This window comes from Pseudomonas sp. AM4(2022), assembly GCF_036346515.1.
Taxonomy (GTDB): Bacteria; Pseudomonadota; Gammaproteobacteria; order Pseudomonadales; family Pseudomonadaceae; genus Aquipseudomonas; species Aquipseudomonas paracarnis.
This window is the reverse complement of the sequence record NZ_JAOTNW010000026.1, coordinates 21,585-35,985: the sequence shown is the minus strand read 5'-3', so window position 1 is coordinate 35,985 and position 14,401 is coordinate 21,585. Positions and strand designations below refer to the sequence as shown.

At 62.3% G+C, this 14,401-nt stretch carries 11 protein-coding genes; 7 read left to right on the top strand and 4 right to left on the bottom strand.

Going from position 1 to position 14,401, the window contains the following annotated elements:
* Positions 1 to 10 precede the first annotated feature (10 nt).
* The 7 genes from ODQ19_RS24835 (at position 11) to ODQ19_RS24805 (ending at position 10,728) form a co-directional block, all read left to right on the top strand.
* Positions 11 to 1,582 (top strand): ABC transporter ATP-binding protein, encoded by a 1,572-nt coding sequence (locus tag ODQ19_RS24835; protein WP_330211485.1) that lies wholly within the window; start codon positions 11 to 13, stop codon positions 1,580 to 1,582.
* 166 nt (positions 1,583 to 1,748) lie between these two features.
* On the top strand, positions 1,749 to 3,152 hold the full coding sequence (locus tag ODQ19_RS24830; RefSeq protein ID WP_330211484.1) for a sigma-54 interaction domain-containing protein: 1,404 nt from the start codon (positions 1,749 to 1,751) through the stop codon (positions 3,150 to 3,152).
* A 282-nt stretch (positions 3,153 to 3,434) separates the two neighbouring features.
* Complete coding sequence (locus tag ODQ19_RS24825; RefSeq protein ID WP_005788811.1) at positions 3,435 to 4,826, top strand: GntP family permease; 1,392 nt, start codon at positions 3,435 to 3,437, stop codon at positions 4,824 to 4,826.
* 7 nt (positions 4,827 to 4,833) lie between these two features.
* Positions 4,834 to 5,607 carry a 3-hydroxybutyrate dehydrogenase gene (locus tag ODQ19_RS24820; RefSeq protein WP_003191811.1) on the top strand — a complete coding sequence of 258 codons (774 nt, stop codon included), beginning with the start codon at positions 4,834 to 4,836 and terminating at the stop codon, positions 5,605 to 5,607.
* A 170-nt stretch (positions 5,608 to 5,777) separates the two neighbouring features.
* Positions 5,778 to 7,733, top strand: a complete 1,956-nt coding sequence (locus ODQ19_RS24815; RefSeq protein ID WP_330211483.1) for an acetoacetate--CoA ligase — start codon at positions 5,778 to 5,780, stop codon at positions 7,731 to 7,733.
* A 138-nt stretch (positions 7,734 to 7,871) separates the two neighbouring features.
* Positions 7,872 to 10,409, top strand: coding sequence for a PAS domain-containing protein (locus ODQ19_RS24810; protein ID WP_330211482.1), 2,538 nt, complete (start codon positions 7,872 to 7,874; stop codon positions 10,407 to 10,409).
* 43 nt (positions 10,410 to 10,452) lie between these two features.
* Positions 10,453 to 10,728 carry a peptidylprolyl isomerase gene (locus ODQ19_RS24805; RefSeq protein WP_003174397.1) on the top strand — a complete coding sequence of 92 codons (276 nt, stop codon included), beginning with the start codon at positions 10,453 to 10,455 and terminating at the stop codon, positions 10,726 to 10,728.
* A gap of 110 nt (positions 10,729 to 10,838) precedes the next feature.
* Here ODQ19_RS24805 and ODQ19_RS24800 read toward each other — a convergent pair whose 3' ends face one another.
* From ODQ19_RS24800 to ODQ19_RS24785, 4 genes are all read right to left on the bottom strand, one after another.
* Positions 10,839 to 11,744, bottom strand: a complete 906-nt coding sequence (locus ODQ19_RS24800) for a sugar kinase (protein ID WP_330211481.1) — start codon at positions 11,742 to 11,744, stop codon at positions 10,839 to 10,841.
* A gap of 128 nt (positions 11,745 to 11,872) precedes the next feature.
* Positions 11,873 to 13,081: an amino acid deaminase gene (locus ODQ19_RS24795; protein WP_330211480.1), complete on the bottom strand. Its 1,209-nt coding sequence runs from the start codon at positions 13,079 to 13,081 to the stop codon at positions 11,873 to 11,875.
* 9 nt (positions 13,082 to 13,090) lie between these two features.
* Positions 13,091 to 13,855, bottom strand: coding sequence for an IclR family transcriptional regulator (locus ODQ19_RS24790; protein WP_330211479.1), 765 nt, complete (start codon positions 13,853 to 13,855; stop codon positions 13,091 to 13,093).
* Positions 13,856 to 14,002: 147 nt separating this feature from the next.
* Positions 14,003 to 14,392: a RidA family protein gene (locus tag ODQ19_RS24785; protein ID WP_034119946.1), complete on the bottom strand. Its 390-nt coding sequence runs from the start codon at positions 14,390 to 14,392 to the stop codon at positions 14,003 to 14,005.
* Between the last annotated feature and the right edge of the window lie 9 nt (positions 14,393 to 14,401).

Sequence of the window (14,401 nt, the reverse complement as noted above, 5' to 3'; positions counted from 1 at the left end):
GTGACCGCGTATGAACCTGATCGAAATCCGCGACCTGTGCGTCGCCTTCAACGGCCAGACCGTCGTGCGCAACCTGAGCCTGGACGTGCGTCCCGGCGAGTGCCTGGCGCTGGTGGGTGAGTCGGGCTCGGGCAAGTCGGTGACGGCCCATTCGATCCTGCAACTGCTGCCGCAAGCCGGCACCCAAACCCTGGGTTCGATCAAGTATCGCGGCCAGGAACTGATCGGCGCCTCACCGAACACCCTGCAAAAATTGCGCGGCAACCGCATTGCCATGATCTTCCAGGAGCCGATGACCTCCCTGAACCCGCTGCACAGCATCGAAAAGCAGATCGGCGAAACCCTGCTGCTGCACAAGGGCCTGGGCGGCAAGGCGGCGCAGGCGCGCATTCTCGAACTGCTGGAGTTGGTGGGCATCCAGAAACCCCAGGAACGGCTCAAGGCCTACCCCCATCAATTGTCCGGCGGCCAGCGCCAGCGGGTGATGATCGCCATGGCCCTGGCCTGCGAGCCCGAACTGCTGATTGCCGACGAGCCCACCACAGCGCTGGACGTGACGGTGCAGCGTAAGATCCTGCTGCTGCTCAAGTCCTTGCAACAACGCCTGGGCATGTCGCTGCTGCTGATCAGCCATGACCTCAACCTGGTGCGCAGTATCGCCCAGCGGGTCTGCGTGATGCGTGCCGGGAAAATCGTCGAGCAGGCAGACTGCCAGACCTTGTTTACCGCCCCCCAGCACCCCTACAGCCGTTTGTTGCTGGACGCAGAGCCCTCGGGCGATGTGCTGTGCAGCGAGCCGCGTGAGACGGTACTGGAAGTGGATGACCTGAGCGTGCAATTCCCCCTTGGCGGCGGGCTGTTCCGGGCCAAGACCTACCTGCGCGCGGTGGACGGCATCAGCCTCAGCGTGCAGCGCGGCAAGACCCTGGGGATTGTCGGCGAGTCAGGTTCCGGCAAGTCCACCCTGGGCCAGGCGATCCTGCGCTTGCTCGACTCCAGCGGCAGCATCCGCTTTCAGGGTGAGGCTCTGGACCCGCTCAACCATCAGCAGATGCGCCCATGGCGCAAGCAGATGCAGGTGGTGTTCCAGGACCCCTATGGCAGCCTCAGCCCGCGCATGTCGGTGCAGCAGATCATCAGCGAGGGCCTGGAAGTGCACGCGCCGTGCAGCCTGGCCGACCGCGATGCGCAAGTGGTCCAGGTGCTCAAGGACGTGGGCCTGGACCCCGCCAGCCGGCATCGCTACCCCCATGAATTTTCCGGTGGCCAGCGCCAACGCATCGCCATTGCCCGCGCCCTGGTGCTCAAGCCAGCGCTGATGCTGCTCGACGAACCCACCTCGGCCCTGGACCGTACGGTACAGAAACAAGTGGTGGCGCTGCTGCGCGAACTGCAGGACAAATACGGCCTGACCTACCTGTTTATCAGCCATGACCTGGCGGTGGTGCGCGCCATGGCCCATGACATGATTGTGGTCAAGGATGGAAAGGTGGTGGAGCGTGGCGCGAGCCATGATGTGTTTGAATCGCCCCAACACCCCTACACCAAAGAACTGCTGGCAGCAGCGCACATCCCGTTATAAACGTGGGCACACACTTCCCTCTGTGAGATTGTTCCCACGCTCTGCGTGGGAACACAACCCGAGACGCTCCGCGTCGTGCCTTGGCCCTACGCCAAGTGACGCAGAGCGTCACGGTAGGCATTCCCACGCAGAGCGTGGGAACGATCATTAACAGGATTCTGTACCCATGAGCACTAGCCTCAAGGACTACCAACAGGTTCGCGGCCTGGCCATCCAGTCGCTGTTCGAGATCATCGAGCAGTCCAGCGAGGGCACGGTCATCGTCGACCGCGATGCAAATATCGTGTGGATGAACGAGCGTTACGCCAAGCGTTTTGGCCTCCAGAGCGCCGACCAAGCCATCGGCCAGCCTTGCGAGCAGGTGATTTCCAACAGCCTGCTGCGCCAGGTGGTGCGCAATGACCGGCCGATCCTGCTGGATATCCAGGACACCCCCAAGGGCCCGCTGGTGGTGATGCGTCTGCCGATCCATGACGAGGCCGGGGCGGTGATCGGCGCGATTGGCTTTGCGCTGTTCGATGAACTGCGCAACCTGTCGCCGTTGATCGAGCGCTACCTGAGCATGCAGCAGGAGCTGGCCTCCACGCGCTCGCTGCTGCGTTCGCGGCAAAGCAAATACAACTTTGCGCACTTTATCGGCACCAGCGCCGCCAGCCTTGAGGTCAAGCGCCGGGCGCGGCGCAGTGCGAGTGCCGAGTCGCCGGTATTGCTGCTCGGGGAAACCGGCACCGGCAAGGAGCTGCTCGCCCAGGCCATCCACGGCGCATCGCCCCGGGCGCACAAAGCCTTTGTGAGCATTAATAGCGCGGCGATTCCCCATGACCTGCTTGAAGCCGAATTCTTCGGCACCGCGCCCGGCGCCTTTACGGGTGCCGACCGCAAGGGGCGCCCCGGCAAATTCCAGATCGCCCAGGGCGGCACGTTGTTTCTCGATGAAATCGGCGACATGCCGCTGCCCCTGCAAAGCAAATTGCTGCGGGTGTTGCAGGAAAAGGAATTCGAACCGGTGGGCTCCAACGAGATGCTGCACAGCGATGTGCGGGTAATTGCCGCGACGTCCATGGACCTGGAGGCGGCAATCAAGCGTGGTGAGTTTCGTGCCGATCTGTACTACCGCCTCAATGTGCTGCCGATCCAGGTGCCACCGCTGCGTGAACGGCTGGAGGATATTCCGGCGTTGAGCGAGGCGATCCTTGAGGAGTTGCGCAGCCAGCACGAACTGGACCGCGATGCCCTGGCGTTGTTGGCCCAGCATGCGTGGCCGGGGAATATCCGCGAGTTGCGCAATGTGCTCGAGCGGGCGGCGTTGTTGAGTGATGACCTGATGCTCAATGCCAGCGACCTTCGCGCAGCGATTGGCACGTTCAGCCCGGTACAGCGAGGCGCGGTGGCGGCGGTCGAGGGTGAAACCTTTGCGGCGGCGCGGCAGCGGTTTGATCGCCAGGTGATTGCGGGGGCGCTCAAGGCCTGTGACGGCAATGTGGTAGAGGCGGCCAAGCGGTTGGGGCTTGGGCGGTCGACATTGTATAAAAAAATGCTGGCGCTTGGACTAACCCAGTCTCTTATTTGAGACACAAATCTGCATACAGAGATATTTCCATGTGGGAGCGGGCTTGCTCGCGAATGCGGTGTGTCAGTTAGGATGATTTGACTGACACACTGCATTCGCGAGCAAGCCCGCTCCCACATTTGCCCTTCATTGATCTCAAAAATGAGACAAATCCCATAATGGCCTCTCAAATAAAATATTTTATCCTTATTTTTCAATCAGTTAACAAGATGGCACACATCTCGCTATAGCTCCCTCCCACAGCCTCACCCCACAACAATAACAATCCGATGGAGACACACCATGAGTGTGATCATTGCCCTGGCCGCGCTCGCGCTGCTGATGCTGGCCGCCTACCGTGGCTATAGCGTTATCCTGTTCGCCCCCATCGCCGCCCTTGGCGCGGTGCTGCTCACCGACCCGTCCGCCGTCGCACCTGCCTTTACCGGGGTGTTCATGGAAAAGATGGTCGGCTTTATCAAGCTGTATTTCCCGGTGTTCCTGCTCGGTGCGGTGTTCGGCAAGCTTATTGAGCTGTCGGGGTTTTCGCGCTCGATCGTCGCCGCTGCGATCCGCTTGCTGGGCACGCGCCAGGCGATGCTGGTGATTGTGCTGGTCTGCGCCCTGCTCACCTACGGTGGTGTGTCGCTGTTCGTGGTGGTGTTTGCGGTGTACCCGTTTGCCGCCGAAATGTTCCGCCAAAGCAATATCCCCAAACGCCTGATCCCGGCGACCATCGCCCTCGGTGCGTTCTCGTTCACCATGGACGCCCTGCCCGGCACGCCGCAGATCCAGAACATCATCCCCAGTACCTTCTTCAACACCACTGCCTGGGCGGCGCCGTGGCTGGGGCTGATCGGCACGATCTTCGTGTTTTGCACCGGTATGCTCTACCTGGCCCGCCAGCGCAACAAGGCCCAGCGGGCCGGGGAAGGTTATGGCACCGAGTTGCGTAACGAGCCGGAAACCGCCGAGAACCTCAGCCTGCCCAATCCCTGGATCGCGCTGTCGCCGTTGATTCTGGTAGGGGTAATGAACCTGCTGTTTACCCACTGGATCCCGCAGTGGTACGGCAAGACCCACAGCCTCAGCCTGCCGGGCATGAGCGCGCCGGTGACCACCGAAATCGCCAAGCTCACCGCGATCTGGGCGGTGCAGGCAGCGTTGCTGGTGGGGATTATCGTGGTACTGGTGTTCGGCTTCTCCGCGATCAAAAGCAAGCTGGCCGAAGGCAGTAAAAGTGCGGTCAGCGGCGCGCTGCTGGCGGCAATGAACACCGCCTCGGAATATGGCTTCGGTGCAGTAATCGCCTCGCTGCCAGGCTTTCTGGTGCTGGCGGACTGGCTCAAGGGCATCCCCAACCCGCTGGTCAACGAAGCAATTACCGTGACCCTGCTGGCGGGCATCACCGGCTCGGCTTCCGGCGGCATGAGCATTGCCCTGGCGGCGATGTCCGAGAGCTTTATTTCAGCCGCCCATGCGGCCAATATCCCCCTTGAGGTGCTCCACCGGGTCGCGGCCATGGCCAGCGGCGGCATGGACACCCTGCCCCACAACGGCGCGGTGATCACCCTGCTGGCGGTCACCGGGTTGACCCACCGCGAAGCCTACAAGGACATTTTTGGCATCACGATCATCAAGACCCTTGCGGTGTTCGTGGTGATCGGTACTTTCTACGCCACCGGCATTGTGTGAGGTTTTCATGACAACTTTGAATGGCAAGACCGCCCTGGTCACCGGCTCCACCAGCGGCATCGGCTTAGGCATTGCCCTGAGCCTGGCCAAGGCCGGCGCCAACCTGATTCTCAATGGCTTTGGCGACGCCAGCGCGGTGATTGCCCAGGTGCAGGCGTTTGGCGGCAAGGTCGGGCACCACCCGGCCGACGTCAGCGACCCCGCGCAAATCGCCGACATGCTCGCCTATGCTGAGCGCGAGTTCGGCGGCGTGGACATCCTGGTCAACAACGCCGGTATCCAGCATGTGGCAGCGGTAGAAGACTTCCCTGTGGAGCGCTGGGATTCGATCATCGCCATCAACCTGTCCTCGGTGTTCCACAGCACACGCCTGAGTTTGCCGGGCATGAAGGCCAAGGGCTGGGGGCGCATCGTCAATATCGCCTCGGTGCACGGGCAAGTCGGCTCAGTGGGCAAGGCGGCCTATGTGGCGGCCAAGCATGGGGTGATCGGCCTCACCAAGGTGGTGGGTCTGGAAACCGCCACCAGTAATGTCACCTGCAACGCCATCTGCCCGGGCTGGGTATTGACGCCGCTGGTGCAGAAGCAGATTGATGATCGCGTGGCTACTGGGGTAGACCCACAGCAGGCGCAGCAGGATTTGCTGGCAGAGAAACAGCCGTCGCTGGAGTTTGTGACGCCGTCGCAGTTGGGCGAGCTGGTGTTGTTTTTATGCAGCGAAGCCGGCGCCCAGGTGCGCGGCGCGGCGTGGAACATCGATGGCGGCTGGCTGGCCCAATAAACCCAAATATCACCGGCACAGGTGATCTATAGGTGGGAGCGGGCTTGCTCGCGAAGGCGGTGGGTCAATGAGCCTATTCGGTACTGGTATACCGCATTCGCGAGCAAGCCCGCTCCCACATTGGGCCTGTTTTGTCTGACAAACCTCATACAAAAACAAGAGATCTCGCGATGTCCGACATCCTCTGGCAACCCTCCCCGGAACGCATCGCCGCCACGCGCATGGACCAGTTCCGCCGTTTCATCAACCAGCGCCACGGTGTGCAGCTCCACGACTACCCCGCCCTGCACCAATGGAGCATCGACCAGCGCCCGGACTTCTGGCAGGCGATTGTCGCGTTCTTCGACGTGCAGTTTCGCAGCCCGCCCAGCGTCACGCTGATCGAAGACGTCGAGATGCCCAGCGCCCAATGGTTTCCCGGCGCCACCCTGAACTTTGCCGAACACCTGTTGCGCCGCCGCGACGATCATCCTGCCGTGGTAGCCATCAGCGAAGACGGCCAACGTGAACAGTTGAGCTATGCGCAACTGGCGGAACACGTGGCCGGCTTGCAAAAAAGCCTGCGGGCGGCCGGGGTCGGCATAGGTGACCGAGTGGCCGCGTGCATGCCCAACACCTGGCAAACCCTGGTCGGCATGCTCGCCACCACCAGCCTCGGTGCGATCTGGTCGTGCTCCTCGCCAGATTTCGGCACCCAGGGCGTCATCGACCGCTTCGGCCAGATCGAGCCCAAGGTGCTGATCACCTGCGCAGGCTACCGCTATGCCGGCAAGCGCATCGACCAGAGCGCCAAGCTCAATGAGATCCTTGAACGGCTGCCCTCCCTGCAACAGCTGATCATCGTGCCTTATGCCAAGCCCGAGGCGCAGGCTGGGGACTACGCCACCCACGCCCATGTCGCGCTGTGGGACGATTTTTACCAAGCCTGCGGCGAACCCGAATTTGTCGCGGTGCCGTTCGATCACCCGCTGTATATCCTTTATTCCAGCGGCACCACCGGCATCCCCAAGTGCATCATCCACGGGACTGGCGGCGTGTTGCTGACGCACCTCAAGGAACACGGCCTGCATGCCGACCTGAACCGCGAGGACTGCCTGTTCTACTACACCACCTGCGGCTGGATGATGTGGAACTGGCTGGTGTCGGTGCTGGCGATCGGCGCCACCGCGGTGCTGTATGACGGCTCGCCGTTCCACCCCGGCCCCGAACGTTTGATCGACCTGATCGATGCGGAAAAAATCAGCGTGTTCGGCACCAGCCCCAAATTCCTCGCTACCTTGGAAAAGTCCGGGTTGCAACCGCGCCTGAGCCACGATCTGGGCAGCCTCAAGGGCTTGATTTCGACCGGCTCGCCGCTGTCGCCCCAGAGTTACGACTATGTGTACCGCGAGATCAAGGCTGAGCTGTGCCTGTCCTCGATGTCCGGTGGCACCGACATTGTCTCCTGCTTTGTGATCGGCAACCCGGTGCTGCCGGTGCGGCGCGGTGAGATGCAGTGCAAGAGTCTGGCCATGGCCATCGAAGTGTGGGACGACCAGGGTCGGCCCCTGATCGCAGAGAAAGGCGAACTGGTGTGCACCCGGCATTTCCCTGCCATGCCCATCGGGCTGTGGAACGACCCGCAACAACAAAAACTGCGTGCCTCGTATTTCAGCCAGTTCCCCGGCGTATGGGCCCAGGGCGACTATGCCGAGCAACGCGCCAACGGCAGCCTGTTGATCCACGGGCGTTCCGACGCGGTGCTCAACCCCGGCGGCGTGCGCATTGGCACCGCCGAGATTTATCGCCAGGTGGAAAAAGTCCCGCAGGTGCTGGAAAGCCTCGCCATCGGTCAACGTTGGCAGGACGACGTGCGCGTGGTGCTGTTTGTGCGCCTGGATGAGGGAATTGAACTGGATGAGGCGCTGCAACAGCAGATCCGCCAGGTGATTCGCGCCAACACCACACCACGCCACGTGCCGGCGAAGATCCTCGCTGTCACGGATATCCCCCGCACCATCAGCGGCAAGATCGTCGAATTGGCGGTGCGCAATGTGGTGCATGGCGAGCCGGTGAAAAACACCGATGCCCTGGCCAACCCCCAGGCACTGGAGCAATTTCGCCACAGAGCTGAGCTGGCCGATTAGATGAAAGGTTTCAGCGATGACGCAGCGTTTTGAAGAAAAACCCTCAAGGCATGCTATTTTTCGGGGGTAGTCACCCGCTGTCGTTCCTTGGGACAATGGGGGTTGTCATTTTTCAAAGCGTCAGGCCCAGGTTTTTTTATGAATGGAACATCCACCGGTAGCGAAGCCGCTGCGCTGATCAAGCGGCTGGACTGGGCGCAAAGCCCACTCGGTGAGGCCAGTGAGTGGCCGCAAAGCCTGCGCACTGCCGTCGATATCGTCGTGCATTCACCCATGCCGATGGTGCTGCTGTGGGGCCCGCACCTCACGCAACTCTATAACAATGGCTTTGCCCAACTGATCGGTAGCAAGCACCCCGGCGCCTTGGGCCAACCGGCACACCACACCTGGCCAGAGCTTGAAAGCTTCGCCGCGCCGGTCTACGACGCCGTGCTCGACGGCCAGGTGCGCACCTTCAGCGAGCAACGCTTTGTGCTGCAACGCGAGGGCCGCGACACCGAGATATGGCTCGACATGACCTACAGCCCGGTGCGCGATGAAAGCTGCCGGGTGGCCGGCATCCTGGTCACGGCCATTGAAACCAATGAGCGACGCAGCAAAACCCTCGAACTGCAGCAGCGTTCCGAAGCAAGCCTCAAGGCCCAGCACAACACCGAGCAGCGCCTGCAACTGGCACTGGCGGCCACCGATGCGGTAGGCACCTGGGATTGGGATATCGGCGAAGACCGTTTCATCGCCGACGCCCATTTCGCCTACCTGCATGGCGTCGACCCCAACGATTCGAGCCTGCTGCCCATCAGCGCCTATCTGCACGGTGTGCATCCCGAAGACCGGGGTACGGTGACCCGCAGTATCAAACACTGCATCACCCATGGCACCGAATACGCTGAGGAATACCGTCTGCAGCAAGCCGATGGCCAAGTGCGCTGGGTGTTCGCCCGTGGTCGCTGCTACAAGGACCAACAGGGCCGGCCTGCGCGTTTCCTCGGCGCCGCGCTGGACCTCACCGAGCGCAAAAACACCGAGCAGGCCTTGCGCCAGAGCCAGACCGAGCTGCAACTGATCATCAACGCCATGCCAGTGTTGATCGGCTACGTTGACCACGACCAGCGCTTTCGCCTCAACAACAGCGCTTACCTGGACTGGTACGGCAAGACGCCCCAGGAGCTGTACGGCAAGACCATCCGCGAAGTGCTCGGCGATGAGGTGTATGCCGGGCGCGCAGACAAGATCGCCGCCGCGCTCAAAGGCAAGGCGTGCAGCTTCATGACGGTGACGCCTCATCGCGATGGCCGCCCGCGCCATGCGCTGATGAAGTACCTGCCGCGCTTTAGCAGTGACGGCTCGGTGAATGGTTTCTACATCTTTGTGATCGACGAGACCGAACGCAAACTCACCGAAGAAGCCCTGCGCCACCTCAACGAGAACCTTGAAGAACGCGTGGCCCAGCGCACCCAAGCGCTGGCCGAAGCCAACCAACGCCTGCAAAACGAGATGTTCGAGCGCGAGCGTGCCGAAGACGCCCTGCGCCATGCGCAGAAGATGGAAGCGGTCGGCCAGCTCACCGGCGGTATCGCCCATGACTTCAACAACATGCTCACCGGCATCATCGGCAGCCTCGACTTGATGCAGCGTTACATTGCCGCCGGGCGCAGCGACGATATCGGCCGTTTTGCCGATGCCGCCGTGTCCTCCGCCCACCGTGCCGCCGCCCTTACCCACCGGCTGCTGGCGTTCTCGCGGCGCCAGTCACTGGACCGTCGCCCCACCGACCCCAACCAACTGGTGGCGTCCCTGGAAGACCTGTTCCGGCGCACCAAGGGCGCGCATATCGAACTCAAGGTACAACTGGGCAAGGACATCTGGCCGGTGAACACCGACGCCAGCCAATTGGAAAACGCCCTGCTCAACCTGGTGATCAACGCCCGCGACGCCATGCCCGACGGCGGCGAGTTGCTGATCGAAACCGCCAACAGTTACCTGGACGGCACCGACATCACCACCCTGGAACCGGTCAAGGCCGGCGACTATGTGATGCTTGGCGTGAGCGACAACGGCAGCGGCATGGCGCCGAAAATCCTCGCCAAGGCGTTCGACCCGTTCTTCACCACCAAGCCCATCGGTCAAGGCACTGGCCTTGGGTTGTCAATGATCTACGGCTTTGCCCAGCAATCCGGCGGCCACGTGACCATCCAGAGCGAACCGGGCCAGGGCACCTGCGTTCGCCTGTACCTGCCGCGTTTGTATGGCACGGCACTGGAAAGCAGCCTGCCCACCAGCCTGACCGAAGCGCCCGTGGCCCTGGCCGGTGAAGCGGTGGTGGTGGTCGAGGACGACCCGGCGGTGCGCATGTTGGTGGTCAATGTGCTCGACGAACTGGGCTATACCGCGCACCAGGCGGCGGATGCCCGTGCGGCGCTGCCGTTGCTGGAATCGGATTTGCGCGTGGACTTGCTGGTGACCGACGTTGGCTTGCCCGGCATGAACGGCCGGCAACTGGCGGAAATCGCCCGCCAGCATCGCCCAGGCCTGCGCGTACTGTTCATGACCGGTTATGCCGAAAAAGCCGCCGAGCGCCAGGGGTTCCTGGAAGACGGCATGGACATGGTCGCCAAGCCTTTTTCCATTGACCTGTTGGCCAACAAAATCCGTAGCATGATCGGCGTCGAGGCCTGAGTTCAGGCATAATCGCGCGCCGTCGTACAGCTGGTAGAGCCCCATGAAAGCCCAAGCCCGTCATATCCTGGTGAAAACCAGCGAAGAAGCCGAACAACTCAAGCAGCGCATTGCCAAGGGCGAAGCCTTTGATGTGCTGGCCAAGAAGTACTCCACCTGCCCGTCGGGCAAACGCGGTGGTGACCTGGGCGAAGTGCGGCCCGGGCAGATGGTGGGGGCGATTGATGCGGTGATATTCAAGAAGCCGGTGAAGGTGGTGCACGGGCCGATCAAGAGCAAGTTTGGCTATCACCTGGTGCAGGTGTTTTACCGCGATTGAGTGGATGGCTTCAGTCCGCTATCGCAAGCAAGCCAGCTCCCACATTCAGCGGTGTACACCCATCCAAATGTGGGAGCCGGGCTTGCCCGCGAACCGCCGCAGGCGGCCATTCATCTGGGTATCAGAGCTCCCGGCACCTGAATCACCCGGCTTGCCAGCCGATGCCCCGCCGAAGCGGCTTCCTGGGGCGAGCCACCGTTGAGCCGACTGGCCAAATACGCCGCACTAAACGAATCCCCCGCCGCCGTGGTGTCCACCACCTTCTCCACTTTCAACGCCGGCACCGCAAAGCGCTCGCCCGTGCAACGTATCAGGCACGCCTCCGCTCCCCGCTTGAGCACCACTTCTGCAATCGAGGGATACGCCGCAAACACCTGCTCGCTATCCTCATAGCCAAACAACGATCGCTCGTCATCCTCGGTGAGCAAGGCAATGTCCACTTCGGCCAACACCCTGCGATACGCCTCACGGGCCGTTTGCACATCGGCCCACAGCCGGGGCCGGTAGTTGTTATCGAACACCACCCTGGCGCCGCGCCGGCGGGCTTCGATCAGGGCCTGCAGTAAGCGCTCACGCCCGATGTCTCCCAGCACCGCCAGGGTAATGCCGCTGAAATACACCACGTCATAACCCGGCAGGGCTGCCAGGACCGGCTCGGCGGCAGGTGTGGTGAAGCAGTCGCGCACGGCCGCTTCGTTGCGCCAGTAGAGGAATTTACGTTCGCCCAGGGCATCGGTCTGGATGCAATACAAGCCCGGCAGGCGCCCTGGCAGGCGCTGGACCAGGCCCAGGCCCAGGCCCTCTGCTTGCCAATGCTCACACATGGCATCGCTGAAGCTGTCATCGCCCAGGGCGGTGACGTAGTCAACGCTAACACCCTCGCCCAGTTCGCGACGCAGGTACACCGCGGTGTTCAGGGTGTCACCGCCGAAGCTCTGGTGCAGGCTGCCGTCGGCGCGGTGTTGCAGTTCGATCATGCATTCGCCGATGAGGGCGATGCGGGGGTGGGTGTTCATGCCTTTGCTCTCTGGTGTGGCTGATGGCCCCTTCGCGAGCAAGCCCGCTCCCACAGTTGACCCTATTCCAACTGGAGGAATGCAGTCGAATGTGGGAGCTGGCTTGCCTGCGATAGCCGCGACTCGGTCTAGAAGCAGGTACGCAGAGACTCGACCACCTGCAACTGCTCATCCACCAGGCACCCCACCTGCCATTTATCAAAGGTCAGGCAAGGGTGGGACGTACCAAACGAAATGATGTCGCCAATACGCAATTCAACCCCGGGCGCCACCGTCATGAACGCATGCTGGTCCATCACCGCCGTGACCTTGCACCCGCTCACATCATCACCTTGCGCCGGCACGATCCCGGCCTTGTAGCGCATGAGTGGCACCGGCAAACCGGCGTCGTAGGCCACGTCGCGCTTGCCCAGGGCAACCACCGCAAAACCAGGCTCCGGCAGCGACTGCACGTGCGCCCAGACCTCCATTGCCGGGCGCAGGCCCTCGTTGAGGTCGCTGCGGCGTTCGAGCACGCAGCATTGTGCCTCTTTGTAGATGCCATGGTCGTGTGCCACGTAACTGCCAGGGCGCAACACGCTGAGGAAACGGCCGGCGGCGTTCTGCGTTTCGAACGACTCGGCGATCAGGTCGTACCAGGCCGAGCCCGATGCGGTGATGATCGGCTTGGGCAGGTCGAACAGGCCGCTGTCTTGCAGCTCGACCGCCAGGCTCACCAGGCTGGCGGCGAAGGCGCGGATACCACTGATGGCGTGCTCGCCGTGGATCACGCCTTCGTAACCCTCGATACCGGTAAGGGCCAATGCCGGCTGGGCCTGGACCGCCTTGGCCAGGTCGCGCACTTGCTGCTCGCTGCGGCAGCCGCACCGGCCACCGACCACGCCGTACTCGATCATTACATTGAGGCGCTGGCCACGGGCGGCGAAGAACAGGCCCAGGTCGGCGACGTTGTCCGGGTGATCGACCATGCAATGGAAGTCAAAATCCTTATCGGCCAGCAGGTCGGCGATCAGGGCCATGTTCGCCGCGCCCACCAGTTGGTTGGCCATCAGCACGCGGCGCACGCCGCTGGCGTAGGCGGCGCGGGTCTGCACGGCGGTAGCCAGGGTGATGCCCCAGGCACCGGCGGCGATCTGGCGCTGGAACAGCGCGGGCATCATGCTGGTCTTGCCGTGGGGCGCCAGCTCGGCGCCGCTGCTGCGGACAAAGTCCTGCATCCAGCGGATGTTATGTTCCAGGGCGTCACGGTGCAGCACCAGGGCCGGCAGGCTGACATCGCGAACCAAATGGGCACCGACGGCGGCGGCACCTTTTTCAACGGCGTTGAGGGCAGACATGGAAAACTCCTATTCGTTGATACGCCGGGCCAGGCTGTTGGCACTGTCGATCAGTACCCGGCGATAGTCGTGGTAGTTTTTGCTCGCGTCAGCCCGGGGGGCGACGATGCACAGGGTTGCGATGCTGACGCCCTGAGCATCGCGCACCGGGGCGGCAAAACAATGGGTGAAGGTGTCAGCCACGCTGTCGAAGGAGAAGAACCCATCCAGGCTGGCCTGGCGGATCTGCGCCAGGAAAGTGTCCAGCGGCAGGCGCAGGCCGTCCGGCAGGATGAAATCGTCGGGGTCGATCAGGTCGACGATCTGCTGATCGCTCAAATGCCCCAGCAACAAGCGCCCCGAGGCGGTCCACGGAATGGGTGCGTTTTCACCGATGTCCGAAGAAATACGGAAATGCCGCTGGCCCTCGCGCATCAGCGCCACCGTGTATTTGCGCCCATTGAGCAGGCACATCTGTGCGGTTTCGTGGGTCTGGCTGACGATCTCCTGCAAGGCGTGGTCGGCCTCGCGGGTCAGGTCAAAGTGGCGCAAGTGTGCCTGACCAAGGAAATACAGCTGGCGCCCCAGGTACACGTGGCCTTCCTTGCCCACGGTCTCCAGGATGCGCCGCTCCAGCAATGACGCAACCAGTTCGTAGACCGTGGATTTGGGGCTGCCAATGCCGCTGGCAATATCATTCGGGCGCAGGGGCTGGCCGATTTCCTTGAGAAAATCGAGGATATCGAACGCACGGTCCAGGCCTTTGGCGCGGCGTTTGATGGTGTCTTCGGTCATGGCAGTACTCGGTCCCGTTCCAGATGATCGTTCCCACGCTCTGCGTGGGAATGCATGCGGTGACGCTCTGCGTCACAAGCGCGGACGCAGAGCGTCCAAGGCAGTATTCCCACGCAGAGCGTGGGAATGGTCAGTGAGTGGGGGGATTTAGCCCTTTTTCTTGTAGGCCACGCAATCGATCTCGACCTTGCAATCGACCATCATATTGGCCTGCACGCAGGCGCGCGCCGGGGCGTGTTCCGGGGTGAAGTATTCGCCGAAGACCTTGTTGAAACTCCAGAAGTCCCGTGGGTCTTCCAACCATACGCCCACCCGCACCACATCCTTGAGCTCGTAGCCGGCTTCTTCGAGGATCGCCACCACGTTGCGCATCGTCTGGCGGGTTTGCTCGATGATGCCGCCACTGATGATTTCACCGTCCACCGCAGGCACTTGGCCCGACACGTACAGCCAGCCATCGGCTTCCACGGCGCGGGCGAACGGGCGTGGCTGGCCGCCACCTGCGGTGCTGCCGGTGCCGTAACGAGTAATGCTCATATAGTTGCT